This window comes from Sphaerisporangium flaviroseum, from assembly GCF_039537005.1.
In the GTDB taxonomy this organism is placed as follows: Bacteria; Actinomycetota; Actinomycetes; order Streptosporangiales; family Streptosporangiaceae; genus Sphaerisporangium; species Sphaerisporangium flaviroseum.
In genome coordinates this window covers 345,934-370,232 of the sequence record NZ_BAAAZR010000004.1, presented here as the reverse complement: position 1 = coordinate 370,232, position 24,299 = coordinate 345,934, and the positions used below count along the sequence as shown (strand labels likewise).

The 24,299-nt window shown below is 68.3% G+C and carries 19 protein-coding genes; 8 read left to right on the top strand and 11 right to left on the bottom strand.

The genetic code is table 11. The features are described from left to right. Nucleotides 1–42: 42 nt before the first annotated feature. Nucleotides 43–7,125: a polymorphic toxin-type HINT domain-containing protein gene (locus tag ABD810_RS13265; RefSeq protein WP_344938491.1), complete on the bottom strand. Its 7,083-nt coding sequence runs from the start codon at nt 7,123–7,125 to the stop codon at nt 43–45. Between the two features lie 126 nt (nt 7,126–7,251). Continuing rightward, nucleotides 7,252–10,737 (bottom strand): LamG-like jellyroll fold domain-containing protein, encoded by a 3,486-nt coding sequence (locus ABD810_RS13260; RefSeq protein ID WP_344938489.1) that lies wholly within the window; start codon nt 10,735–10,737, stop codon nt 7,252–7,254. A gap of 231 nt (nt 10,738–10,968) precedes the next feature. On the opposite strand from ABD810_RS13260, the gene ABD810_RS13255 reads away from it, so the two are divergent. From ABD810_RS13255 to ABD810_RS13245, 3 genes are all read left to right on the top strand, one after another. Next, nucleotides 10,969–12,222 carry a sensor histidine kinase gene (locus ABD810_RS13255; RefSeq protein WP_344938487.1) on the top strand — a complete coding sequence of 418 codons (1,254 nt, stop codon included), beginning with the start codon at nt 10,969–10,971 and terminating at the stop codon, nt 12,220–12,222. After that, the gene (locus ABD810_RS13250; RefSeq protein ID WP_344938485.1) at nt 12,222–12,902 is read left to right on the top strand and encodes a response regulator; all 681 of its coding nucleotides are present in this window, start codon (nt 12,222–12,224) and stop codon (nt 12,900–12,902) included. The genes ABD810_RS13255 and ABD810_RS13250 overlap by 1 nt, the downstream gene beginning before the upstream one ends. A gap of 357 nt (nt 12,903–13,259) precedes the next feature. Continuing rightward, entirely contained in the window at nt 13,260–13,397 is a 138-nt protein-coding gene (locus tag ABD810_RS13245; RefSeq protein ID WP_344938483.1) for a hypothetical protein, read from the top strand. A gap of 554 nt (nt 13,398–13,951) precedes the next feature. Here ABD810_RS13245 and ABD810_RS13240 read toward each other — a convergent pair. Then, nucleotides 13,952–14,308, bottom strand: coding sequence for a DoxX family protein (locus ABD810_RS13240; protein ID WP_344938481.1), 357 nt, complete (start codon nt 14,306–14,308; stop codon nt 13,952–13,954). Nucleotides 14,309–14,490: 182 nt separating this feature from the next. On the opposite strand from ABD810_RS13240, the gene sigJ reads away from it, so the two are divergent. Continuing rightward, on the top strand, nt 14,491–15,420 hold the full coding sequence (sigJ, locus tag ABD810_RS13235) for an RNA polymerase sigma factor SigJ (protein WP_344938479.1): 930 nt from the start codon (nt 14,491–14,493) through the stop codon (nt 15,418–15,420). 180 nt (nt 15,421–15,600) lie between these two features. Here sigJ and ABD810_RS13230 read toward each other — a convergent pair whose 3' ends face one another. The 4 genes from ABD810_RS13230 to ABD810_RS13215 form a co-directional block, all read right to left on the bottom strand. After that, the gene (locus tag ABD810_RS13230; protein ID WP_344939027.1) at nt 15,601–16,200 is read right to left on the bottom strand and encodes a Mur ligase family protein; all 600 of its coding nucleotides are present in this window, start codon (nt 16,198–16,200) and stop codon (nt 15,601–15,603) included. 5 nt (nt 16,201–16,205) lie between these two features. Continuing rightward, entirely contained in the window at nt 16,206–17,162 is a 957-nt protein-coding gene (locus tag ABD810_RS13225) for a D-alanine--D-alanine ligase family protein (RefSeq protein WP_344938477.1), read from the bottom strand. Between the two features lie 316 nt (nt 17,163–17,478). After that, nucleotides 17,479–17,682 carry a dihydrofolate reductase family protein gene (locus ABD810_RS13220; RefSeq protein WP_344938475.1) on the bottom strand — a complete coding sequence of 68 codons (204 nt, stop codon included), beginning with the start codon at nt 17,680–17,682 and terminating at the stop codon, nt 17,479–17,481. After that, entirely contained in the window at nt 17,631–18,041 is a 411-nt protein-coding gene (locus ABD810_RS13215; RefSeq protein ID WP_344938473.1) for a dihydrofolate reductase family protein, read from the bottom strand. The genes ABD810_RS13220 and ABD810_RS13215 overlap by 52 nt, the downstream gene beginning before the upstream one ends. A gap of 223 nt (nt 18,042–18,264) precedes the next feature. Between ABD810_RS13215 and ABD810_RS41010 the strand changes: the two genes are divergently transcribed. After that, complete coding sequence (locus tag ABD810_RS41010) at nt 18,265–18,858, top strand: GbsR/MarR family transcriptional regulator (protein ID WP_425566890.1); 594 nt, start codon at nt 18,265–18,267, stop codon at nt 18,856–18,858. Here ABD810_RS41010 and ABD810_RS13210 read toward each other — a convergent pair. After that, a complete protein-coding gene (locus tag ABD810_RS13210) occupies nt 18,749–19,759 on the bottom strand; it encodes an ArsR/SmtB family transcription factor (RefSeq protein ID WP_344938471.1) in 1,011 nt (336 codons plus the stop codon). The two genes, ABD810_RS41010 and ABD810_RS13210, sit on opposite strands and share 110 nt — an antisense overlap. Nucleotides 19,760–19,982: 223 nt before the next feature. On the opposite strand from ABD810_RS13210, the gene ABD810_RS13205 reads away from it, so the two are divergent. Further along, nucleotides 19,983–21,320: a hypothetical protein gene (locus ABD810_RS13205; protein WP_344938469.1), complete on the top strand. Its 1,338-nt coding sequence runs from the start codon at nt 19,983–19,985 to the stop codon at nt 21,318–21,320. Nucleotides 21,321–21,626: 306 nt separating this feature from the next. Here ABD810_RS13205 and ABD810_RS13200 read toward each other — a convergent pair whose 3' ends face one another. Then, nucleotides 21,627–22,049, bottom strand: coding sequence for a hypothetical protein (locus tag ABD810_RS13200; protein WP_344938467.1), 423 nt, complete (start codon nt 22,047–22,049; stop codon nt 21,627–21,629). After that, on the bottom strand, nt 22,046–22,357 hold the full coding sequence (locus ABD810_RS13195) for a hypothetical protein (RefSeq protein ID WP_344938465.1): 312 nt from the start codon (nt 22,355–22,357) through the stop codon (nt 22,046–22,048). The genes ABD810_RS13200 and ABD810_RS13195 overlap by 4 nt, the downstream gene beginning before the upstream one ends. Nucleotides 22,358–22,558: 201 nt before the next feature. On the opposite strand from ABD810_RS13195, the gene ABD810_RS13190 reads away from it, so the two are divergent. Together ABD810_RS13190 and ABD810_RS13185 are read left to right on the top strand one after the other, a co-directional pair. Continuing rightward, a complete protein-coding gene (locus tag ABD810_RS13190) occupies nt 22,559–23,380 on the top strand; it encodes a helix-turn-helix domain-containing protein (RefSeq protein ID WP_344938463.1) in 822 nt (273 codons plus the stop codon). Beyond that, entirely contained in the window at nt 23,371–23,664 is a 294-nt protein-coding gene (locus tag ABD810_RS13185; RefSeq protein ID WP_344938460.1) for a DUF397 domain-containing protein, read from the top strand. The genes ABD810_RS13190 and ABD810_RS13185 overlap by 10 nt, the downstream gene beginning before the upstream one ends. 328 nt (nt 23,665–23,992) lie before the next feature. On the opposite strand, the gene ABD810_RS13180 is transcribed toward ABD810_RS13185, so the two are convergent. Next, complete coding sequence (locus ABD810_RS13180) at nt 23,993–24,130, bottom strand: hypothetical protein (RefSeq protein WP_344938458.1); 138 nt, start codon at nt 24,128–24,130, stop codon at nt 23,993–23,995. Nucleotides 24,131–24,299: the final 169 nt, after the last annotated feature.

Here is a 24,299-nt window from a genome sequence, read left to right as displayed (position 1 = left end):
CGGATCCGAGAATGGGATCCCAGGTGGCGGCATCGTCGGTGATCAGCCGCCGGCGCCGAAGAACATCCCGAGAAGGGCATTCACCATGTCGACGGCGTGCGCTTCGTCAATCTTCTGGATGACCCTGGTCCCCTGAAGGATGTTGTCGCCCAGGCGCGTTCTGACGTGTTCCTCCGTGAGTTCCTCCAAGGTGTCATGCCGGACCGGGGCATCGTCTGATCGGACGCCCTTTGGGAGTCTCTTCCCGAGATATCGATTGGCTGCCTTGATGCCCGCCGGCACCAACCGGCCATTCGTCGAGACGGTGATGCTCGGCCCCTCGGGCAGTCCCCAGGGGGTCGGCCTCAGGGGCAGCGACCAAGGGGTGGGGCAGTTGTGCACCAGTACTGATGTGTCCGCCGCCGCGACGTAGAAGGAGTGGACGTCGTCGACCGTGATGTCGTGCACGACCGGGTGGTCTCGCCGGGGCGTGGCGGCGACGACGGGCAGGGGCTTTCCGTCGGGGTCGCGGAGACGGTCGGCGTCGGTGAGCTGGTCGGCGCGGACCCATGTACGGTCCTTGGCGTCCCAGAACAAGTGATGTTCAGTGGTGAGGAGGGTGCCGGTGGCGTCGCCGCGCTTGCCGTCGGTGTCCACGGTTATCTGGACAAGGGTGAGGTAGCTGAGGCCGGAGTAGGTGGCCAGGACGGTTTTGGGCGTGGTGTTGTCGGTCAAGGGATCGGTGGCAAGGACCTTTTCACCGGGTTGGATTTTCTCGATCGGCTTGAGGGTTCCGTCGGCCATCTTGACCTCGGTGCCGGTGACGAAGCTGCTGCAGCCGCCGGACCGGCCTGACGCGGCGCGTGGGCTTTCGCCGCCCTTGGCCGCGCCCTTGCCGGCGCCCTTGCCCGCGGCGCCCCGGGCCGCCGCGCCTTCGGCGGTCGCGCCGCCTCCCTTGCCGAGGGCGGATTTGGCCTTGCCTGCGGCCTTTGCTATGGCTCCGGCGACGACCTTGCCGGCTGCCGTAGTGGCGAGTTTGCCGACCACCGCCGACGCGGCCTTGCCGACGAAGCCGCCTGCCATGTTGACCACGGCTCCGACCGTGGCCGTCTTCACCATCCCGCCGAGGCTCCACTGGTCCGGGGGCTTGGTGACCATGTATTCGGCCAGGTTCCCGGCGGCCCCGCCGGCCGCAAGGCAGCCGACGCTCCCGGTGCCGACGGTCGCCGCCTCACACCCGATCGTGACGACGACCGCGACCGTGATGTTGACGATGATGCCCTTGTGGTCGTGCCAGACCTTCTTGGCCTTGCAGCCGAAGTCCCAGGTGCCGCAGTGCGGCTTGGGGCGGGCCGCGGGGGGCGGGGGTGGGATGCTGTAGTGGGAGGCGCCGCCGATCGTCAAGCCGGACGCGGCGCCGAGCATTCCGGCGTCCTGGGCGAGAATGGGCGACGAGCCGCCCCCGCCGCCGTCCCGGAGCAGGCCGCTGGGGTCGGAAGTGGTGACCGGGTTGTTGCCCGAGTAGGCGTAGCCGTTCCAGCTCTGCGGGTCTGACTGGTCGAACACCGGGTCGACGGAGATGAAGCGGCCGGTCTCGGCGTCGTACTCGCGGGCGCCGAGGTGGGTGAGGGCGGTGCTGGTGTCGATGGTGCCGCCGACGAAGCCGCGTTCTCCCGGCCAGTACGCGGGCTGGACGCCGCGCATCTGGCCGAAGGGGGTGAAGCGGCGGTGGTCGGTCGTCTGGGCGGCGTTGTCGGTGATCGAGGTGTCGGCGCTGCCGTGGTGGTCGGCGCCCAGCCACGTCACGCCGGTGGAGGTGCGGGTGGCGACGACCTGGCCGGCGTGGTCGTAGTAGCGGGTGGCGGTCTTGGCGCCGGTGGTCTTGTCGAGCCGGATCTCCATGCCGGCGACGTAGAGGGTGGTGGAGGTCGGGTCGCGCCGGATGAGCCGCTCGCCGCCCGCGTCGTAGAGGTAGGTGCTGACGCCTGACGGGTCGGTCGACTTGGCCAGGTGGCCTTCGACGTCCCATTCCAGGACGCGGCCGTCGCCGCGTTCGGTGGTGTTGCCCGCCTGGTCGTAGGCGTAGGTGTCGGTCTGGCCGTTGCGTGCGCCGCCCTGGAAGGAGACGGAGGTCAGCGTGTGCGGCTGGGGGTTGCCGGCGCCGGCGTAGGTGAAGGTCTTGGTGACGTCGCCGGTCGGGTCGTGGTCGACCTCCTTGGTGCGGTTGCCGGCCACGTCGTAGGAGAAGGACTGCCAGTACGGCGCGGGCCCGCCGACGATGGCCTGGGAAGGGCCGCCCGCGCAGCCGTCGGTCGCGGTCCAGGCCTCGGTCAGGCGCTGCAGGTAGTCCTGCTTGAAGCACTGCACGTCGGCGGGTTGCCCGGACGGCGTGTCGGCGATCTTGGTGATGTTGCCCGACGGGTCGTACGTGTAGTTGGCGTCGGAGATCGAGATGGGGGCCGTCTCCCGCTCGAACAGTGAGCGCGTGAGCCGGTTGGTGCCCTCCTCGTAGTAGTTGGTCTCCTTGACCCGCTTGCCGCCGGTGGACAGCGTCATGTCGAGGAGCTGGCCGAGCTTGGAGTACGTCGTCGAGGTGACGTAGTTCGTCAGCCCGCGGGTCGTCGTCGAGTTGCCGAGCTCGTCGTAGTCGTAGAGCAGCGTCTCGCCGAGCAGCCCACCGGCGGCGGGGAGCACGGTGCGGTGGACGGTCCCGTCGAGGTTGTAGTCGGTGCTTGTGCTGTAGGTGCCCTGCAGCGCGCCCTCGGCGGCGGGGATGACGGTCTGGGCCCCGGTGGGCCGGTAGGCGTTGTCGTAGCCGGTGATCGCGCTGGTGTAGGCGTCGGTGGCGCCGGTGACGGAGTTCTTCACGTAACGCGTGGAGGAGGCCGGCTGGCCCTTGACCACGGTGCCGTCGGGCAGGGTGTCGTAGGTCCAGGCGGCGAGCTTGACGCCGGTGGCGTCGGTGCCGGCGTACTCGGCGGTCTTGCGGCCCAGCAAGTCGTAGGTGAAGGCGATGCTCTTGCCGCGCGAGTCGGTGCTCGACAGCAACTCGTCGGTCCGGTCGTCGTACTTCAGCGTCGCGGTGCCCTTGTCGGGGTCGTCGATCTGCTTGACCCGGCCCCGTAGGTCATAGAGGTAGCGCCAGACGCTGCCCGCCGCGTCGGTGATCGTCGCGGGCTGGCCGTTCGGGGCGTAGGTGGTCTTGGTCGCGTCGTAGGCGCCGCTCGGCCCGTCGCCCTTGTACTGGCGCACTTCGACGGTACGACCCCGGGCGTCGGTGATCTTGGTGATCGGTGTGGACCCGGCGGGCGGGTCGACGCTCGTGCGGTCGCCGTCGTAGGTCGTGGTGGTGCGCCACTGCTCGCTGCCGCGCTTGCGGAAGATCTCCGCCGTGGCCCACTCCATGCCGTCGTAGACGGTGACCGTCTGCCCGGGCACGTCGTCGTCGCTGGCCGGGCTCCACAGCGTGGTGCCCGGCGAGCCCTCGGTGTAGTAGTCGTCGTTGGACTTGTAGACCAGGCCGCGGGCGTCGTAGAAGGTGTCGTCGATCAGCCGGCCGCCGCCGGGAGCGGGCTGCTGGGTCTGCCGCGCCCGCAGCAGGCCGTCGTACATCGCGTACCCGGTGGTGTAGGTGCTGCCGTCGGTGCGCAGGGTCGCGGTGGACACCGCGGTCGGCCCGTCGGCACGGATCTGGTAGCCGAACCGCATGTTCGGAGTCGCGGCGTACGTTGCCCTGGCGCGGCCCGGTAACCACACGCCGGTGAGCCTGCCGAGCGGGTCGTAGGCCAGGTCGGAGCGCTTGCCGTTGACGTCGACGGCGGCGGTGGCGAGGCCCCAGGCCGGCTCGACCTCGGTCTTGGTCACGTGTCCGGCCGGGTTGGTCTCCTGGGTGGCGGTGACCGGGCCGGCGGCAGGGGTGTAGGTGGTGGTGGTCGTGCCGCCGGCGGAGTCGGTGACGATCAGCGGCCGGCCGTACGCGTCGAAGGTGGTGCTGCCGACGGTGACGTACTGCGGGCCGCCGTTCCACGAGCCGAGCTTCTCGGTCCTGGTGACGTCGCCCTTGGACGGCGCCGCGCCGAAGGCCTTGCCGTCGTAGTACTTGCGCATGTCCGACAGCACGTCGCCGGGCCTGGAAGGCGTCGCCGAGCACGCCTTGCTCACCGTCTCCACCCGCGAGGCGTAGGAGATCATCCACCGGGCGTCGTCGCGGGCGTAGGTGGTGCGGACGCACTGGTCGTCGGCCGGAGTGGAGTCGTCGGCCAGGTCGCTGATCTGGGTGATCAGGCCGTCGGCGTTGTAGTCGGTGTCGGACGAGGTGCGCCGCCACCCGCCCGACGCCAGAGCCGTACGGGTGCGGACCTTGTCGACCTGCACCATGCTCGCCGTCGTGGTACCCCAGGAACGCACCCGCTTGCCGGTCTGCCTGACCCAGTAGCCGGTGATCTCCCCCATCTTCTCCGCGCCGCCGGGACCGTCGTAGTGGATCTGCTCGCGGGTCTGGCCCTGCAGCGCCTCGGCGTCGGCGAGCGCCGTTCCCTCCGAGTCGGTGACGCTGACGTGCCGGGTGCCGCCGCCGGACAGCTCGTCGCCGTCCATGCCGCGGAAGTAGGTGAACTCGGCCTGGGAGCGCTGCCCGGCCGGGTCGCCGTGCAGGACCCGCACCTTGCCGTAGCCGCGCCACTGCGACCAGGTCTTGTACTTCTCCTTGGTCAGCCCGTCGTCGTCATCGTGGTGCCAGGCGCCGCCGCCGAGGTACTGGTAGGTGTCCACCACATCGGGTGCCCCGCCGGTACGGTCGATCTGCTGGACCTGGGTGACCACGTACTTGTGGAACCAGTCGCGGACCGGCGTGGTGGCGCCTTCGGGCGACCAGTACTGCGGGTAGCACCGCCGGGTGTTGGAGTCGGGTTCGGGGGTGTTGCCGGCCGTGCAGTCGGCGCCGGAGTAGGTGATCGACAGGGCCCCGCCGGTCTCGTTGTCGATGGCCGAGACCCGCCACTTGGTCAGCGGCGGCCGTCCTTCCAGCGCGTCCACCCGGTTCGGCTTCTGGACGCCCGCGAACCGGACCGGCGGGAGGGAGACCGACCCGCCGACCTTGCCCGTGTGCTGGATCGAGGCCAGCCACAGCCCCGCAGCGGTGCCGTCACCGGGGGCGCGGAGCTCGTGGTTCAGCGTCCAGACATCGACGTCCTTGTATGTGCTGCCGGAGACGAGCACCTGTGTGGTGACGCCGGCCAGCCGCTTGCGCGTCCAGAAGGTGGCGGCGTAGTTGTCGAGGCAGGCCTCGCCGGAGTCGCATTTCTGGTCGTAGGGGACGTCGGGCCAGTACTTGGCGTTGTCCTTGGTGAACTTGCTTTCGGCGCAGTCGAACGTGGAGGTGGGGACGCAGCGTTCGGCAGTGTTGAAGACGACGCGTGCGGGGGCGGAGGAGGAGTAGACGGCGTTGGAGCGCTGCCCGTAGTCGGCCCGTTTGAGGTAGCCGCCGCGGGTGTAGCGGGTCGGGGTGCCGTTCGGCTGGCCGTCGGTCAGGGTGGTGACGTCGCGGCGGTAGTGGTTGGTCTCGGGGGTGTACCAGAACGTGCTGACGGTGCCGTGCGGGTCCACGACGTAGTCCAGGTTCCACCGCCAGGCCTGCCGGCACCAGGAGTCGGAGAACCCGCTGTCCTTGTGGCACGGCTCGCCGTCGTCGTCGCCGAATACCGGCACCGTCCAGGTGGACTGGGTATCGGCGCTGCCGGTGCTCCAGCCCGGCAGGTGGTTCAAGCCGAAGTAGTACTGGGTGCCGTCGGGGGTGGTGACCCGCCAGTGCTCGCCGTCGTCGTCCCCGTTGTCCGCGCCGCCGAGCTTTTCGATCTTGGCGCCGTCGTCGTTCTGCGGCTGCCAGGTGCCGGTCGCGTCGTCCAGGACCAGCTCGGTGGCCTGGCCGTTCAGCGACATGGTGGCGTTGTGGTCGCCCCAGCACTGGTCGGCGCGCTTGGGGGTGACCCCGTCGTCGGCGCACTGCTTGTACTTGCGCTCGATGAAGCCGGGCCAGTAGTCGAAGCCCTCGCCGATCCAGGACGCCTGGTTGTTGCTGGCGACCGTACGGCCGTCGATGCTCCCCGAGGAGTAGGCGAACCCGATGTTCGGCGTCGGCCCGCCGGGGGTCGGCGGCAGGCGCAACGGGTAGGACCAGGAGAAGGCCCCGCTCTGGTTGCCGACGTTCCACGTCGCCGAGGGCGAGAGCGAGGAGGCCTCGTACGTGCCCGCCGAGCCGGACGGTGCCGCCGTGGCGGCCAGCGTCATCGGGGCCGCCGAGGCGAAGTCGACGTCGGCGGACAGGCGCCCGGCCTTGACGTCGTTGCGGGTCGCGAGCGGTGTCCGGGTCTGGCACTCGGGCCTGTCGGGCGTCGTGGCCGCGCATTCGGGTAACCGGACCAGCCGCAGCCGCGAGCCCCAGTCACCGCCGAAGGCGTACCGGAACCCCGAGTAGTCGACCTCGACCGCCATGCGGGACGGGCCGGCCGGTTTTGCCTGGGGGGTCAACTGGAGGCCGAGCCCGATGATCTGGGACGCCGCGGCGGCACGCGCGTCCAGCGTCCGTACCTCGACGGAGGGCGGTGACGCGGGTGCGGCGGACGGCGCGGCTGTGGCGGACGGCGCCGCTGTGGCGGACCGCGCGGCTGTGGAGGAGGGCGCCGGGGTGACCGAGGCGGTTTCCCGCCGCGTGGCGGTGTCCTCGTCATCCGTGCCGGTCACCGGAGTCGCCCGGCCGAGCCAGACCGGCAACCGCCCGGCCCGCACCTTGTCGATGGCACCGGCCCGCGTTCCGGTGGCGGTGCCGGCCCCTCCGGCACCGCCACCGGTCCCACGCTGCGTCGGGGTGGCGGTACGAGCGCCGTCCGCCGCCCATGGAAGCGTCACCACCGCCGTACCCGGCGCCGGCCAGGTGACCGCAGGTGCCCCCGTCAGGTCGTACTTCGCCCCCGGGTCCGCCAGCGGGGCACGGGCCTTTACGGCATGACCGGGTACGGGGTGCTGCTCCTGCGCCTGGTGCCATCCGGGGTCGTCCGTCGCCCGGGCGGCTCCTGGGGCGATCAACGTGGCGGGGACCACGACGGCGAGCATTCCGGCGACCTGGGCCAAGCCTCGCCATGAACCGAGCACGACTTCCTCCGGGGGCGTGGATGAGCGTCGGTGAACAATGGACGGGTCAGAGCGTGATCGGCTCTGGTCCGGTGGGTTCCAATGCCTGGGTGGCCTTCAAGCCAGGCAGACGGCCGAGCCGGCAGGTCAGCCGTCGATGGGGAGGCCCATGGCGAGGTTGAGGACCTGGCGGTCGGTCAGGGTGCCTGTGTAGAGGCGGACGTCGTCCACGTCGCCGGCGAAGTAGTCGACGTAGGCCCCCTTGTTCTTGACCCTGCCGATCTGCAGGGGGCCTCCGGCGTTCCAGGCGGTGAAGGGGCGGACGTCCGCCAGTTGCCCGTTGACGTACAGGCGGAGTTCCTTGGCCACCTCGTCGTACACCCCGGTCAGCAGGGTCCAGGTGTCGAGCGTGGAGCAGTCGACCGTCTCCACGGACCTGGCGTGCGTCATGGTGAAGGAGTCGGTGTCGGTGCCGGCCGTGCTGAACGACCAGCGGTAGACCGTGGCGCCGTTCTCGGTGAAGGTCCGGTAGCCGAGATAGAAGCCGCTGTTCCTGGCGCCGTCCTGCCCGACGGCGGTGAGCGTGTGAGTGGGCATGGTGCAGGTGTCGTCGCCGGTCAGGCGAACCCGGGCCGACACCGCGTAGCTGTGGTCGGTCCGCACGGGAGCCACCGGAGCCGAGGCGAAGGCCGTGGTGCCGTTGAGGCGCAGGACGGCCGCGCCGTCGAAGCCGTCGTCGGACCAGGTGGCGCCGCCGCCGAGCGTCGCGTTCCGGCCGTACCCGGAGGAGTCGGCGGCGGTGGTGCCCGTTCCCTCGTCCAGCTTCCACAGGCCGAGCCCGGACGGGGGCTGCTTGGCCATGGCCGCGATCTCGTTGCCCAGCATCGGGTCGTTCACCGTACGCGGGTCGTCGGACAGGATGCGGTCCCAGATCGTGGCATCGTCGATGTCGCCCGCGAAGTTCTCGTGGAAGCCGCCCTCCCACTTGGTGCGCCCGATCTGCAGCGGCCCGGTCGCGTCCCACGGCGTGTACGGGTAGGCCGCCGGCGCCTGCTGGAGCCTCCCGTTGACGTACAGCCGGACCTGCTTGCCGGGGGCGTCGTACACGCCGGTCAGGTGGGTCCAGACGTTGAGCTGGGGACCGGCGTCGCTGATCGCCCGGGCGAGCGCGGTACCGTCCACGTCGGTGGCGTACTTGCCGAAGATCCACCGGTCGTAGCCGGAGGAATAGTAGAGCTGGAAGCCGGAGTTACGGGTGCCCGACTGGCTCAGCACCGAGGAGTTGACGGACTTGCCGGTGAGTCGCACCCACGTCGAGACGGTCAGGCCCCTGTCGGTGTGCAGTACCGGCCCGGACGTGGCGCCGTACCCGGTGCTCCCGTTCATCCGTGCCGCGCCCCCGGTCCGGCCGCCCACCCATGAGACGCCTCCCGCCAGCGTCACCGGGTGTGGCGCCGCGGCCGAGTCGGCCGCCGCGGTCCCGCTCGTCTCGTCCAGCCGCCACCGGCCCACCGGGCCGGCGCCCGCATTGACGTAGAAGCTGTAGACGGCGGGCGTCTTACCGACGTTGCCGGCGCGATCGACGGGGAAGACGTACAGGGCGTTGAGCCAGTCGTGGCGCGGTGCGATCGGCACGGTGACGGACGTCTGCCCGGCCGGGATCGCCACCTGGGTCGCCGCCGTGGCCCGGCTCTGGTCGTCCAGCGCGAACCGGAACGCCGACACGTCGGTCTCCCCGTCGCCCGGCGCGAGTGTGAACCCACCGGCCGAACCGACGCCACCCTTCCAGTCGTCGGGGGTACCGGCCGGGTAGTCGGCCGAGGTCACCTTCGGGAGCTGGGCCGGGTCCACGGTGTCCACGGTGAACTCGCACCAAGGACTCCACGCGCTGGAGTCGGTGCCGTCGAAGGCCTTGACCTTGTAGGAGTAGCTCTGCCCGGTGACCAGCCCGGACAGCGACACGGAGTGGTCGGTCGCCGAGGTCGTGTACTTGTAGGCGGTCTTGCCGTCGCCGGGCATCGTGGTGGTGAGGTCGTCCCACACGGCCGTCGCGGTGTTGTAGTGGTGCAGGATGAATTCGGCGCGCACGCCGTCGTTGGCCTTGTCCGGGTCGTAGATCCGCGCCTTCAGCTTGATCGGGTTCTCGGTGTCGCCCGCGTTGACGGTCGGGCGGCCGGTCCCGGTGAGACAGGGTGTGGCCGGGTACGTGCTGACGCCCGAGGGCGCCGAGGGCGGGGTGTTGTAGTCGACGACCAGCTTCGGCGCGGTGCCGAACCCCTTCCACCCCCATGTGCTGCTGCCGGTGTCGTCGTAGTCCTTCAGCCCGAACGTGGTGTTCGGCCAGCCCGACTTGGCGGCTTTGGCGATGGTGGCGGTGACGTTGAACTCGATGCCCTTGTCGGGGCAGGAGGAGCTGTAGCCGGCGTCGGAGGACACGCTGTCCTGCCAGTCGATCCAGGACGGCTGATGGGACCAGTTGGTCGAGCTGGAAATGCCGCCGGTCAGCCAGAGCTGTACGGCCTGCGGGGAGGAGGTGCAGCCCCACGACTTGGCCTGGGTGATGCGGAACGTCGCCTTGAGGATGTGCTTGCCGTTGATGTTGTTGGAGTCCATCCGGAAGAACGACCGTTTGATCCCGCTGCCGTAGTTGCCGGCTTCGGGCATGTGGCTGGAGTTCCAGTACTCCTGGCTCGGAAACGCGCGGTCCACGTACGTCCAGGCCTGCTTGGAACCCGACCACTGGGGATCGATGTAGACCGGGTAGGTGGTGGCCGCATCGGTGAGCAGCCTCGAGTCGGGCGTCAGCACCACCTCGCCTGGAGTGGCCTCCACGCCGAGCACCGCCTGCCGGCCGTTCAGTTTCGGCGCGGTGGTGACCGGGCGGGTCAGCACGGAGCCGGAGGAGTCCCACATCCGGGGCGCCGGGGAGTGGAACACGGTCGCCCCGCCGTCGGTGACCGCGATGAGCCCACCGCTCGCCGACCTTCGCACCGACACCCCGGTGCCGCGCATGCCGAGCCGGATCTTCGCCAGAGCGGGGTTCGCCGCCGCCTCCCTGGTCTTCACGACGAGGACCTCGGAGTACCCGAGCACCGACGCCGTGATCTTCAAATCGACACCGGGGAGCACCGACTCATAGGTCGCGGTGTCCTTCTCCAGCACCGGTTTGGGCAGCGCGCCCGGCCAGGTCATCGCGACCGAACGCCCGTCCTCGCTCATGGTCGCCATCGGGACCGTCCCACCACCGGAGAAGGCGAGGTCCAAGGGGGTGGCCACCGGTCGTACGGTGCCGTCCGCCGCGAACCGCAACGTCGTGTCGACGTCCGCCCAGCCCGCGTCCCGCCGTACCCGCTCGGGCAGCGCCGCCGTCTCGGAGGTGAAGCTTCCGCCGGGGTTGGCGAACACCTGCCGGGTCTCGGTACGCAGGGACAGCACCTCGACGCGGTTCCCCGAGGCACGAGCAAGCTCGGCCGCCTGCCTCTCGGTCGGCGCCGAAGCCGGTGGCGGTGGTGGCGGCGCGTCGGTGGTGGCGTGCGCCGGGCTCGTCCCGAGCGGTGCCCCGGTAAGACCGCTCAGCGACGCCAGCAGCGCGATCGCTCGGACCGTACGGCGGGGGAGACGTTGGTGACGCACGTGCCCTCCTCAGGGCTCCGACACGCTGGCCGGGCCGCCGGCGTTACCGCAGGACGGTACGTAAGTCAGGGAGTAAGGTCATCCAGCACCCGGTTGAGATCATGGTCAACCGGGTGCCCCACCCGGGTCAACCTGCGTGGTACGCGGTGGCGCCGTGTGCGACTTTGGCGGTAGGCGTGCTCATGTCGGCGGGGGATGAGGGATCGGTGGTCGTCCGGTTACCATGCGCCGATGGGTACAAGGGTCGTGGCGTGGCTCAGGCGGTTCGCCGCGACGAACCCGCTGGTCGTCGACACGGTCTTCGCCTTGGCGTTCACCAGCATGACCGTGGCTATCGAGGTGGTGGTCGCCCACCACCCCGAGCTGCTGGGAATGACCGAGGCCGGGTTCCGGCGGCCGGACGGGCTTTCCATCGCCTTGACGCTGGTGGCGAACCTCCCGCTGGCCCTGCGCAGACGCGCCCCGCTGACGATCGTGCTGATCACCTGCGCCGCCGGCATCGTCTACCACGCCCTGGGCTACTACTACGGGATGAACACCATGCCGCAGTTGCTCGGCCTCTATACGGTGGCGGTTCAGCGGCCCCCGCGCCTGGTCGCCGTGGGCGCGGTGGCCGTCCTGGTCATGTGGTTGCACGCCTTCTTGGTCGGACCCGTCGACCTCCTGTGGGCCGGTGTCATCCAGGGATGTGTCATGGTCGCCGTGGCCTGGGGGTTCGGCAACAGCGCCCGGATGCTGACGGACAGGAGCCGGCGGCTGACCGAGCTGTCCGAACGGCTCAGGCGCGACCAGGAGGGCAGGGCGCGCCGTGCGGTCACCCAGGAACGGGTGCGCATCGCCCGCGAACTGCACGACGTCGTCGCCCACCACATGTCCGTCATCTCGGTGCAGGCCGGGCTCGCCCGGTATGTGTTCTCCTCAGACCCGGCCACGGCCCGCGCCGCGCTCGCGACGATCGCCGACACCGGCAGCGAGGTCATGGGCGAGATGAGGCGGTTGCTGGCGGTCCTGCGCATCGAACCCGAGGACGACGGGGTGAGCTATGACCCGGCTCCGGGTCTGGACCGTCTCGGACAGCTTGTCGAGCGGGTGCGTTCCGCGGGGGTGCCGGTGGAGGTCACGGTCACCGGCAGCGTACGGCCGCTGGCGTCCGGGATCGACCTGTGCGCCTACCGGGTCGTTCAGGAATGTCTCACCAACGTGCTCAAACACGCGGGCTCCGCCAGAGCCCAGGTGGTCCTCCGGTACGGGTCCGCCGAGCTGGAGCTGCGTGTCACCGACGACGGCAGCGGCGCGGGCACTGCGGTCGCACCGGACACTGACGGCCACGGGTTGATCGGCATGCGCGAACGGGTCAAGCTCTACAAGGGAACGATCGTCGCCGGACCAGGGCCGCTCGGCGGGTTCGAGGTCGTGGTGACGCTGCCCCTCTCGTCCTCGACCGCGGACGAGCTGCCCCCTACGCCGGCCGGTGAGACGTTCTAATGATCAAAGTGCTTGTCGTGGACGATCAGATCCTGGTCCGTGCCGGTCTGGCCGCGCTGATCCGGGCCATGCCCGAGCTGCACGTCGTCGGGGAGGCCGCCACCGGCGAGGAGGCCGTACGCCTCGCGGAGGCGACGCGTCCCGATGTGATCTTGATGGACATCAGGATGCCCGGCATGAGCGGGGTCGTCGCCACCGAGCGCATCCTGGCCGCCGCCGGCGACCACCGGCCACGGGTGGTGATCCTGACCACCTTCGACCTCGACGACTACGTCTACAACGCCCTGCGGGCGGGCGCGTCGGGCTTCCTGCTCAAGGACACCCCGCCCGAGCGCCTGCTCACCGCGATCCACACCATCGCGGCGGGCGAGATGCTGTTCGCGCCCAGCGTCACCAGGCGCCTGATCGAGACGTACACGCGCCGCCCGGATCTGACCGCCCAATCCTCGTGTGACCTGGACATCTTGACCGCGCGCGAGGTCGAGGTGCTCGAACTGGTGGGGCATGCGCTGTCCAACGGCCAGATCGCCGGTCGGTTGTGCGTCAGCGAGGCGACCGTGAAGACCCACCTCAACCGCACCATGACCAAGCTCGGCCTGTCCAGCCGCGCGCAGGCGGTGGCGCTCGCTTACGAGACGGGTCTGGTGACGCCGCGCCGGAGCAGCGAGGCGCCCGCCTGACTCCTCTTTCTCGATGAGCGCTTCACGCGCGGCTGGAGGTCAAGGCCGGAAGTGGCCATCCGTGCGATCGTGGGGGCGGATTCCTCCATTGTTTTCTTGGAGAGAGAGCCCCGGATGGCCGTGCATGGGCCCTTTCTACGGCTGCCGGTCCACGTCCTGACAGCTCTGGATTGGGGCTGTGAACTGGGATGATGTCATCTGTTGGTGGCTATCGGGGAATGTCTGCATTCTGGGTGGCAGCAAGCGGTCAAGGGCGTGCAACTTGCTGCCGTCCATTCGTCTGGTTTGTGGGTTGTGATTCCCGCAGAGTTGTTTGTGCGAGGACAAATACACAGCCACAAAGAAAGAGACGAAACAATGACGAACTCGAAGTTCTCCCCGGTTAGTAACAACACCGCCAAGCGCTCCGCCGGCACCACGTGGGACTCCTACTCCCGCACCGCCGGAACCACGTGGGACAGCTACTCCCGCACCCCCGGCACCACCTGGGACTAACAAACAAACACACCCGACAAACTCAGAAAATCAACAATCTCTCCACATATCCGACCCCGACGAAGAATGCAAACTTCCCGCATATCCCACTAGACGAAAACGGTAAGCACCCGCACATCCGACCAGACGAAGAACCGCAACCTCCCGCACATCCCGATCAGACCAAAAGATCACCGTTCCACAGCAGGTGAACAGCCTCGATCAGCCGAACAGCACCATCGTGATCCGCATCCGAACCGATGGCATCGGCCCAGCATCGAGAATCCCCGGCCCCCTTGAAACGGCCGGACCCCCGTCAGCCGCCCTTCCCGCCACCGGAACGTATGCCGAGGCGGAAGGCCTCCCACGCGGCCGGGGTCACACAAAGCCAAGGCCCTTCAGGATCCTCGTGGTCCCACATGACAACGAGCCGATCTGCTCCCGGATGACTTCCGTCCGCCCACCGGCCGGTGTCGCACCGCCTCCTCGATGAAGGTGAAGAGGGAAAGCGCCGCAGGTACGCCAATATGGCCGGACCGGCCCGCGGGACTTCCCGGGACTGCACGCCGCCCGGCTCAGGCCGAGGCGGTTCCCAGGAGCAGGAGCGCGACGAAGGCGAGGGTCAATACGGCTGGGCTCCCGGCCCCCTTGGTGTCCTTGACACGTAGATGGAAGATCACGGCGCCGAGGAAGTAGAGCACCAGGCCGATCGCGGCCGCGATGCCCAAGGGGCGCCAGAAGATGCCGATGAGCAGGCCGAGGGCGCCGGCGAACTTCAGCGCCGCCAGTGGCGCGTACATGCTCTTGGGCACTTGAACGGTGTTGAGCGTCTCCACGATTCGGGGGTTGGGATCGCGGGTGACGAAGAGGTAGGCGGAGAAGGTCAGCCCGATGGCGAGCAGGATCGAGACCACCGTGTAGGCAACGAACATGAATGGGCTCCTCATCGATTCGCAGGGCGCACGAAGACGGCAATGATGATCGCGAGCGCGAAGTCCCTACTACGACGACACAGCACCTCCGAATGTGAGGTGACGGGTCGGCCTCACATTCGGAGGTGCTGTGTCGTCGATCTGGTGAGGGCAGACGCGGCAGAAGGAAAGCCGGCGACACCATGACCACCCGATATGAGCCAGGAGATGGTCGGCTCGATCCGAGCCTGAACGCGATCATGAGCGAGCGGCGTCAGCTGATCAACCTCGCGTACCGGCTCCTCGGCTCCCTGGCCGATGCCGAGGATGTCGTACAAGAGACGTACGCCCGCTGGTACGCCATGTCCCGACAGCAACGGCAGGCCATCGAATCCCCCGGCGGCTGGCTGACGAAGGTCGCCAGTCGCATCTGCCTCGACCTGCTCGGCTCGGCACGGGCCCGGCGCGAGAGCTACGTGGGCGAATGGATCCCGGAGCCGCTGCCCGACCGTACGATCAACGGGCGGTTGGGCGGCAGCTCGGTCGACCCGGCCGACCGGGTCACCCTCGACGAGTCGATCAACATGGCCTTCCTCGTCATGCTCGAATCGATGACCCCGGCCGAGCGCGTCGCGTTCATCCTTCACGATGTCTTCCGCTACTCCTTCGCCGAAGTGGCCGAGATCGTCGGCCGTACGCCGGCGGCATGTCGCCAGCTCGCCTCGTCGGCCCGCCGTCGCATTCGCGCGTCGCAGGCTCCCGCGACTCCCGCAGCCCAGCGCGTCGACATCGTCAGAGACTTCAAGAAGGCATGGGAAGCCAAGGACATCGACGCCCTCATCGGCCTCCTCGCCCCCGACGCCACGGGGATCGCCGACGGCGGCGGCCTCGCCAGCGCGGTGCTCCGCCCGATCGAAGGCGGCGAGCAGATCGCGCGCGTCTTGGTCGATATCTTCGGCCAGGCGCCCAACCTGGCGATCCTGGAGCGTACGGTCAACGGTCAGCCCGGTCTGGTGGCTCAGCAAGATGGCGTCATCGTGGTGGTGATGGCGTTCGAGGTCGTAGGCGACCGGATCAAGCATCTCTGGGCAGTACGGAACCCCGAGAAGCTCCGGCCGTGGACGACGGGCTGACGCGCGCCGGTCACCCGGATGGCGCCTGGCGATACGGCCGTCTGGCAGGGTCACGTCTTCCTGTCCGACCGTCAAGATCGCGGGTACGAGGTGGACCGCTCGGCCAACACCCTGGCCGAAGACCTTCCCGGCCATCCCATCGCCCTCTTCGACCGCTACGCGATCTTCCAGGAAGAATCCTCAGACCAGCAGCGATACTCCGTCCACCGGCGCGGCGAGGGCATTGCTCACCTGGTGCTCGCCTATGAGGTTGAGCTCGACCCGAGCGCGGCCGGAGGGCGTCACCAGCTCGAACGCGGTTCGCGCGCGGTCGGCCATCCGCACATCTTCGGCTCGCACCTGCGCCTGCGCCGACCCGCCGTACAACAGGATCCGGGCCCTGGTGCGGCCGGCCATGCCCAGGACGTACGGGTCGTCGGCGTTGAGCAGGGCGAACCCGTCCGCCGGAAGTGCCTCGACCAGCTCGCCTTTGGCCTCGGCCACGTCGGCCGGCCCGCTGCCCATACGATCCACATGGGCGGTGCCGACATTGAGCACCAGCCCGACCTGGGGCGGTGCGAGCCCGGTCAGGTACGTCAGGTCGCCCTTCCGGCCCGCGCCCATTTCCAGCACCAGGTATCGGGTGGTGGCATCGGCACGCAGCACGGTGAGCGGCAGCCCGATCTCGTTGTTGAACGACCTGTCGGTGGCGACCGCCGAGGGCGCCGTCACCAGCGCCTGCGGGTCGCGCACGTCATACAGGCTTGCGCCGACGACCTGCGCGATCCTGTTCAGCGTCATGGGGATCACGAGCCGCTCCTGGCGAACGCGAGGTCGATGAGGCGGCGCGGCAGGTCCGGGTACGGGACACCGCTTGCGGCCCAGGCCCTGGCGTAGACGGAACGGGAGGTGAAGCCGGGCATGGTGTTGATCTCCAGCACGTACAGGCGTCCCGTGTCCTCCTCATAGAGGAAGTCGACACGGGACAGGCCGTAGCCACCGATCGCCCGGAAGGCGCGCAGAGCCAGCTCGCGCACGTCCTCGGCCACCCGTTCTGGCAGCACGGCAGGGATGCCGGCGATCTCGGCCTGGCTGAGGTATTTGGCCTCATAGTCGAGCCAGTCGCCGGGCACGATGAGCTCGCCGGGCACCGAAGCATCCGGAGTGTCGTAGCCGCCGAGCACGCCGCAGATGACCTCGCGCGCGGTCACCTCCTGCTCGACGATGACCATCCGGTCGTAGGCCAGCGCCAGATCTACGCCCGCGCGCAGCTCCTCCATGGAGGTGACACGTGAGATGCCGATGGAGGAGCCCATGTTGGCCGGTTTGACGTACATCGGCCAGTCGAGCGACTTCACCAGACCCCAGGAGTCGGTGGTGGTGCGCCACTCGTGCTCGGTGAACCACACATGTGGGGTGACCGGAATGTCCTCCGCCAGAAACGTGCGCCGCATCGCGACCTTGTTCATGGCCACGGCAGAGGCCATGACGCCGCAGCCCACGTACGGGATGCCCAGCGTCTCCAGGTGACCCTGGACGACGCCGTCCTCGCCGAACGGCCCGTGCAGCACGGGGAAGACCACGTCCGCCAGATCGCGTCGCAGTTCCACCGGCCACCTGCCCTGCCGGTCGATGATGACGGCGACGGGCTCGTACAGCTCCCTCGGCAGCTCATCGAGCACAGCCTGCGCCGACCGCAGCGACACCTCATGCTCGGCGGATGGCCCACCCGCCAGCACAGCCACGCGTACGCGTTCAGTCACGATCGATCAGCCTTCCTCAGTGGCACGGAGACAGCCGGACCCACCGCTGGGGAACAGGCGCAGGTCAACGCCATTCACTGTCGGCCGACCGTGTCCCCGCCTCGTCAGCGCCGTGTCATGGTTGTGTCACAGTCGCGCCGACCGCCGTCATCTCAACACGATGACCGAGCTACGGCACCTGCTCGACCTGCTCGCGCGGTGCTCGCGTTCGGCGCGCAGATGGATGGTCGAGAGGTCTATTAGCCGCGTGAAAGACCCCGCCCGGCGTGCCGGACGGGGTCGTGGCGTGCAGTGAGCCTTCAGATGATTTTGCTGGTTAGCGGTGTCGCCGGTACTGCAGATAGATGATCCCGTTGCTGGACGCGGTGCTGGAGACCAGGTCGAGCGGGTAGGACTTGGGGACGCCGTCGAACAGCCGGGTGCCCTCGCCCGCGACGTAGGGGAACGTGCTCAGCTGGATCTCGTCGATCAGGTCGAGCCGCATGAGTGACCGCCAGAGGCTGACGCCGCCCCAGACCACGATGTGGCCGTCGCCGCCCAGCCTGAGCTGTCGATCTCTTCTGTCGTGTCACCGGCGGCGATGGTGGTGTTGGCCCAGTCGGCCGTCTTCAGGGTCCGGGAGAAGACGACCTTGCGCGCGGCGTTCAGGATGTCGGCGAACGGGTGGTCGGTGGCGGTTGTCATGGCCTCGGAGATGGACTCGTAGGAGGTGCGGCCCATGACGTGCGCGTAGGCGCTCTGGAGCCAGTCGAGGTGCGCCGGGTCGTCGCGCTGACGATTTTCGGGCAGGTCGAAGCAGAACTTCCAGAATTCGGTGCCCTCGTCGGCGAGAAGGCCATCGAGGGAGTAGTTGAACACCGTCGCTATCAGCTTCCCCATGATCAGAACTCCGTGGTCTCGGGTCGTCTGGGGACCGTGCTTGCTAGGGGACGTGCGTGTCTCGGGCCGCAGTGCTCGCGTGGCCGCGGTGGCTGTGGCCTGTCGCTAACGCCTTAGACTTCACTGCCGTCCGAAAGTCATCGGTGCCCGGTCAACTGACCGGTTGCAGTCAGGTCCCGGGGCATCTACTCGCGCCGCTGATCCATAGGATGGCGCCTCGCAGATGGAGCCCAGCGAGGTGGCTTTCCGGGGTCTTGTCGAAGCGGAAGGCCGGCCCACGCCACTCTTTGATCCGGTTGATGCAGCGCTCGGCCGTGTGGTGATCGACGCCTGGCGTCCCGCCGCGCCAGAGATCGGCGCGGGGAGGCCGTCTCAACGCCGGCCGTCGCGGCCGTGGATCAGGGCGGTACGGCGCAGCTTGCTGGCCGGCGAGAACGGGCGGATGACCGCGGCCGAGCTAGCGGAATGGCTGCACGCCAGCACCGGCGGGGTCTCGGGCGCCGTCCGCTATCTGGTCCAGCTCCGCCTCATCCGCACAGAACGGGACCCGGGAACGCGCCGCCACACCTACGTCGTGGACGGCTCGTGGTACGAGTCCACGTTCCTCGCCAACCCGTTCCTCGAAAGAGGCGAGGCCGACCTGCGAGAAGGCGTCGCCATCCTGGGTGACTCACCAGCGGCCGACCGGCTGAACGAGACGCTCGAACTCATCCAGTGCGATCGTCACGTCCTTGATCTCGCCGGGGGCGACCGGCGAGCAGTGCCTCGCCCAGCGGGCTCAGCGTGTGCAGGATCTTGGTGGCGGTCCGCCGGCTGACGATCAGGCCCGCGTCCCGCAGGATGGCGGTGTGGTGGCTGATCGTGGGTAGTGACACCCCGATGCGCCGGGCCAGCTCGCTGGTCGTGCTGCCGCAGGCCACGGCGCGGAGCGTCGCGGCCCGGGTGTCGCCGAGCAGCCGGTCCAGCACGGCGTCGTGCCGCGTGGGAGCCGGGTTGGGGTGGTGTTCGGCCGGGTAGGCGATGGCCTGCGGGAGTTCGGGGTCGAAGATGGTGAGCGGATGTATGTGGGTGAAATAGGAGGGGATCAGCCGCAGCCCGCGCCCGTTCAGGTGGATGTCCCGTCCGGAGGGATGGGCGGGGATCTCCAGCACCGGGGGTTTCCAGCGCATCATCGGGCGGAAGCTGTCGAGCAGGGCGTGCACGCCGCCCTCGCGCAGCACCTGGCAGCGCCGGGCGAGGTCGCTGTTGACGCAGGCGCGCACGGCCGGCCAATGCGGCTCCACCGAGAGCCGGTGGTAGGCGCGCATGGTGGCGCCGAGTTCGGCCAGCGCAGCCGTCCTGGCCGCGCGCAAGTCGTCCAGCCAGGCGCCCTGGCCGGGTCCGCCGCCGAGGCGGCCGATCTCCGTGCCTAATCGGCGCCTCGGCGTGCTCAGGATCGTGTCCAGGGCCTCGTCCAGGCCGAGCGCGCCCTCCACGGGAGTGAGCAGGTCAGGGTAGTAGGCGGCGTGGGGCGCGACCGGGAAGAGCTGGTCGCGCACCGGCCGCGCCAGTCCCGCGTGATGCAGGTCGTGGCGTGCCTGCCGGCGCCACTGCCCGAACACCTTCTTCCCGTAGCCGGTCTGCAGCGCCTGCAGACTGCCGACCACCTCCCACATGACGTCGGGCCCGCTCGCCACATCGGTGCGTGCCAGGTCAGCGCGCGTGAAATGAATGCGCATCCGCTTCAGCTCCCCGTTTCCATGCGTGTCCGGCGCTCGTGCCGTGCCGCTCTCCCCAGAAAGACGACGTACCCCTGTCGTTCTGTACGGACCTTCCCGGACAGGTTTCTGATACCTGAACGCCCTGCATAGACCGGCTCCTTTGAACGACGTCGAACAATGTGGCCCATTTAACAGCCATTCTGCTACTCCTGATGAGGTCGTCGAAACCGAGGAGAAACGCGTGCGCAAAAGACGATTACTGACGGCCGCTCTCGTCCTGACAATGACGATGAGCGTGCCGGCGCTGGACACGGACCCGGCGATCGCCGACGCGAACGGGAACAGCGCCACCCACAACAACAAGAGCGGCGCCGACACCAAACCCGTTCTCGTCGCGCGATCTTGGTGCGCGAGCGACAACCTCAACCGCATCGTCAGCAACGATCCCCCGTACTATCCAGGGTGCAAGAACACGACCGATCGCAATGACACGCGGCTGCTCACGCACGCCGGCCCCAACACACCCTCCGGCGAGGACTGGGACGCGTTCAGAGTGGATTCGGGCTGCAAGGTGTGGTGGCAGCTCAAAGTGCTGTTCGGCCTGCTCACCATCGACCAGGATCCCATCGACCGCCGGGGCAGCTGGGTGGGTGTCTGGGTTCGGGTGCACGGCGACCAGACCGCGCTGATCATCCGCGAGGAATGCGGCCCCGTGGATGACGGCGTGTCCAACTCGCCCCAGCCGCAGAACCCGCCGTGGGAGCCGCCGCCGACCCAGGCGCCCGTTCCGCCCTCGCCACCGGCCAGCATCGCGGTGAAGGGAAACGACTACAACCGCGACGGCGTCAGCGACCTCGTAGGCGTGCGTACCTCGGACGGCTGCATCGCCCGGTGGAAGGGCAACGGCGGCGGGCTCGACTACATCGGCGACTACGGCTGCGGCTGGGAGAACTACACCGAACTCACCGCTGTCGGCGACATCACCCGCGACGGCATCGGCGATCTGGTCGCCGTACGCAGGTCCGACGGCTGCCTGGCCCGCTGGAAGGGCACGTCCGCCTTCGGCTTCACCTACTACGGCGACTACGGCTGCGGCTGGGAGAACTACACCGAACTCACCGGCGCGGGCGACGTCACCGGGGACGGCATCGGCGATCTGGTCGCCGTACGCAAGTCCAACGGCTGCATCGCCCGATGGAGGGGCAACGGCGGCGGCGGGCTCGACTACATCGGCGACTACGGCTGCGGCTGGCAGAACTACACCGAACTCACCGGCGTCGGTGACATCAGCGGCGACGGCAGGGGCGACCTGGTCGCGGTGGCCAGATCGAACGGATGCATCGCCCGATGGCTCAGCTACGGCAACGCCTCGTTCAGGTACGTCGGCGACTACGGCTGCGGCTGGGAAAAGTACCGCAACTTCGCGGGTCTCGGAGACCTCAACAAGGATGGCGTCGGAGACCTGGTGGCCATCCGCGCCGCGGACGGGTGCCTGGCCCGTTGGAAGGGCAACCGAAACGGCGGCCTGACCTACTTCGGTGACTACGGGTGCGGCTGGGAGCGTTATACCATCGCGTGACCGTTCTTGTGACCGTGGAGCACCAGGACCCCCGGCGAACCCGGTGAGGCGGCGACGGCCGCGCCGCCTCACCGTGAAGGAACCGTCCTTGCGCACGCCGGCAAGGTGCCACAGCTCTTCGACCTGTCCGGGGCAGCGCCTATCGAGCTGAACCGGGGCGCAGAACTGGCCGGAAAGGGGCAGCGAGTCCCTCCGGACTGGAGGTCCTTGATCAAGGCGTGATCGCCGCAGCAGATCTCGCCTCAGGTGGCCACGCCGCACGGAGCGGAGCGTGGCGTCCAGGCCGCCATCGCCGGCCAAAGGCAACTAGGCGCCCGTTGGTTCCCATCCGCTCCCCGCCGTCCCGACCGAACCGGTGTCGAAGAGCTGGCGGAGGAGGCTGACGGCGAGGTCGAGGTCCGTGGCCCGTAACCGGAGTCGGGGCATGCCACCCTCTGGAAACGCGATGTGCAGCGTGGGCCCGCAGCGCCCCCGCTCGACGGTCACCCGTGCCGTTCGCGGATCACCTGGCATCCCCACCGTCATCTCCGGGCTGTGGTAGGTCGTCGCGCCGGGTTCCTTCTGCAAGCGCAACCTGAGACCGACCCTGCGTACGAGAAGGGTGCCCATGCCGCGGGCACGTAGCATCCGTCCGAGGGTGGTCAGGGTCGCCGCGAAGCGCTCCTCGGCACCCTCCGCGAGCGGCAACCGGCCTGACTCTAGGGCGTGACCAAGGTCGTGCGGCCTCATGCGCGGCTCTCCTCGGTGTGCTCGACAGCGGGTCTCACCAGGCCAAGTACAGTGGTGATCTTCTGTGCGGTACGGCAGATGTCGTGCACGGGGGCGATGCGCTCGTTCCAGCTCCACCAGAAGGAGGGCGCGCCCGCCTCGTCCGGTCGTACGGTGATCCGCTCGGCGAGTGACGGAGCCTCGAGGGAGACCACCCGCAGGAACGGCAGCGCGTAGCCGCGTACCACTCGTGCGGAGAACCGCTGCGGGTCGAACGCACGAGCAAGCGCGTCCAGCGGCTCGGTCATCTCGGACGAGAAGTCGGTCACCGTCGTGTCCACCTTTCGAACAGGGTTTCACAGAAGACGTTGCGCGGACCTCCTAGATTGCCGACTATGGTCGCAGAAAGTAAGCGTACGGTCACGACGGGTTCCCTTGTCCCGTCCGAGCCGGTTCCTGGAGCCCTCTGTGGACTCGCGGGTGTCCTCCCGAGGGATTTGTAGACCTGTAGAGAGTCGGAGGACGGCAGCATGACGCTTGTACACGACCCGGATCCCAGCAGCCCTCTGGCCTTCTTCGCGTCCGAGTTGCGCCGGATCCGCGAGGAGGCAGGGCTCACACAGGAGCAGCTCGGCGAGCTGATCAACTACTCCTCGGCTCAGGTCAGCGCCGTGGAGAACAGTAAGCGCAACCCGAAGAAGGATTTCGCCGAAGCCTGCGACCAGGCCCTCCGAACAGACGGCCACTTCACCCGCCTGTGGCCCATGGTGCGTCGGGCCGTTCACCAGGCGTCGGTGCGCTCCTACTTCGAGCTGGAGCGGGACGCCATCTGCATCGAGAACTTCCAGCCGATCAACGTTCCCGGACTGCTTCAGACGGAGGCGTACGCGCGAGCGTTGATCCGAGGAGCTTGCCCTGGAGATGGCGACGATCAGATCGAGGCGATGGTCGCGGAGCGGCTGGAGCGTCAGAAGATTCTGCGGCGGGATAATGCTCCAAGACTGTTCGTCGTCGTCGATGAAGCCGTTCTCCATAGGCCTGTGGGGGGCATGGACGTCATGCGAGAGCAGCTTGACTATCTGATCGGTGCCGCGGATCGGCCGAGAATCACGGTGCAGGTGATTCCGTCCACCGTAGGCGCCTATCCAGGAACCAACGGCCCGATTGTCTGCGTCTCCTTCCAGGACACACCGGACGTCGCATATTTTGATCATGCGGGAGGAGGACAGGTCGTTCATCGTCCAGACGATGTCAGGAGAGCGGCGTACCTGTTCGGGGCGTTGCGGGCCGAGGCACTACCCCAGAGCGCGTCGATCGAGCTCATCAGGAAGGTGATGAAGCAATGGATCTGACGGAACCTCGATGGCGTAGATCCACCCGGAGTGGCGGCGGAAACGAGTGCGTTGAGGTCGCGACGGTCTGGCGCAAGTCCAGCCGGCTTGGTGGTGAGGGAGATCCCGTGGAGGGCGCCGGTGAGGACCCGGGCCGGGAGACCGCTTGGTACGAGGCTGAGGCTGGTCGGCTGGTTGTGATGCGGGACAGCAAGGATCCCGAGGGGCCTTGGCTTTGGGTGTCCCCGGCCGCGTGGGAGGCCTTCCGCCTCGGCATACGGTCCGGTGGCGGGAAGGGCGGCTGACGGGGGTCCGGCCGTTTCAGGGGGCCGGGGATTCTCGATGCTGGGCCGATGCCATCGGTTCGGATGCGGATCACGATGGTGCTGTTCGGCTGATCGAGGCTGTTCACCTGCTGTGGAACGGTGATCTTTTGGTCTGATCGCGATGTGCGGGAGGTTGCGGTTCTTCGTCTGGTCGGGGTGCGTGGGGGGTTGCGTTCTCCATCTGGTCGGATGTGCGGGTACTTACCGTTTTTGTCTAGTGGGATGTGCGGAGGATCGCCATTCTTTGTCGGGTTGGTTGGCGGGGAGTTGGTCGATTTTCTGGGTTCTTGTTGAGTGTGTTTGTTTGTTAGTCCCAGGTGGTGCCGGGGGTGCGGGAGTAGCTGTCCCAGGTGGTTCCGGCGGTGCGGGTGTAGGAGTCCCAGGTGGTTCCGGCGGAGCGCTTGGCGGTGTTGTTGCTAACCGGGGAGAACTTCGAGTTCGTCATTGTTTCGTCTCTTTCTTTGTGGGCTGTGTATTTGTCCTCGCACAAACAACTCTGCGGGAATCACAACCCACAAACCAGACGAATGGACGGCAGCAAGTTGCACGCCCTTGACCGCTTGCTGCCACCCGGAATGCAGTCATTCGCCGATAACCGCCCACAGGTGACATCA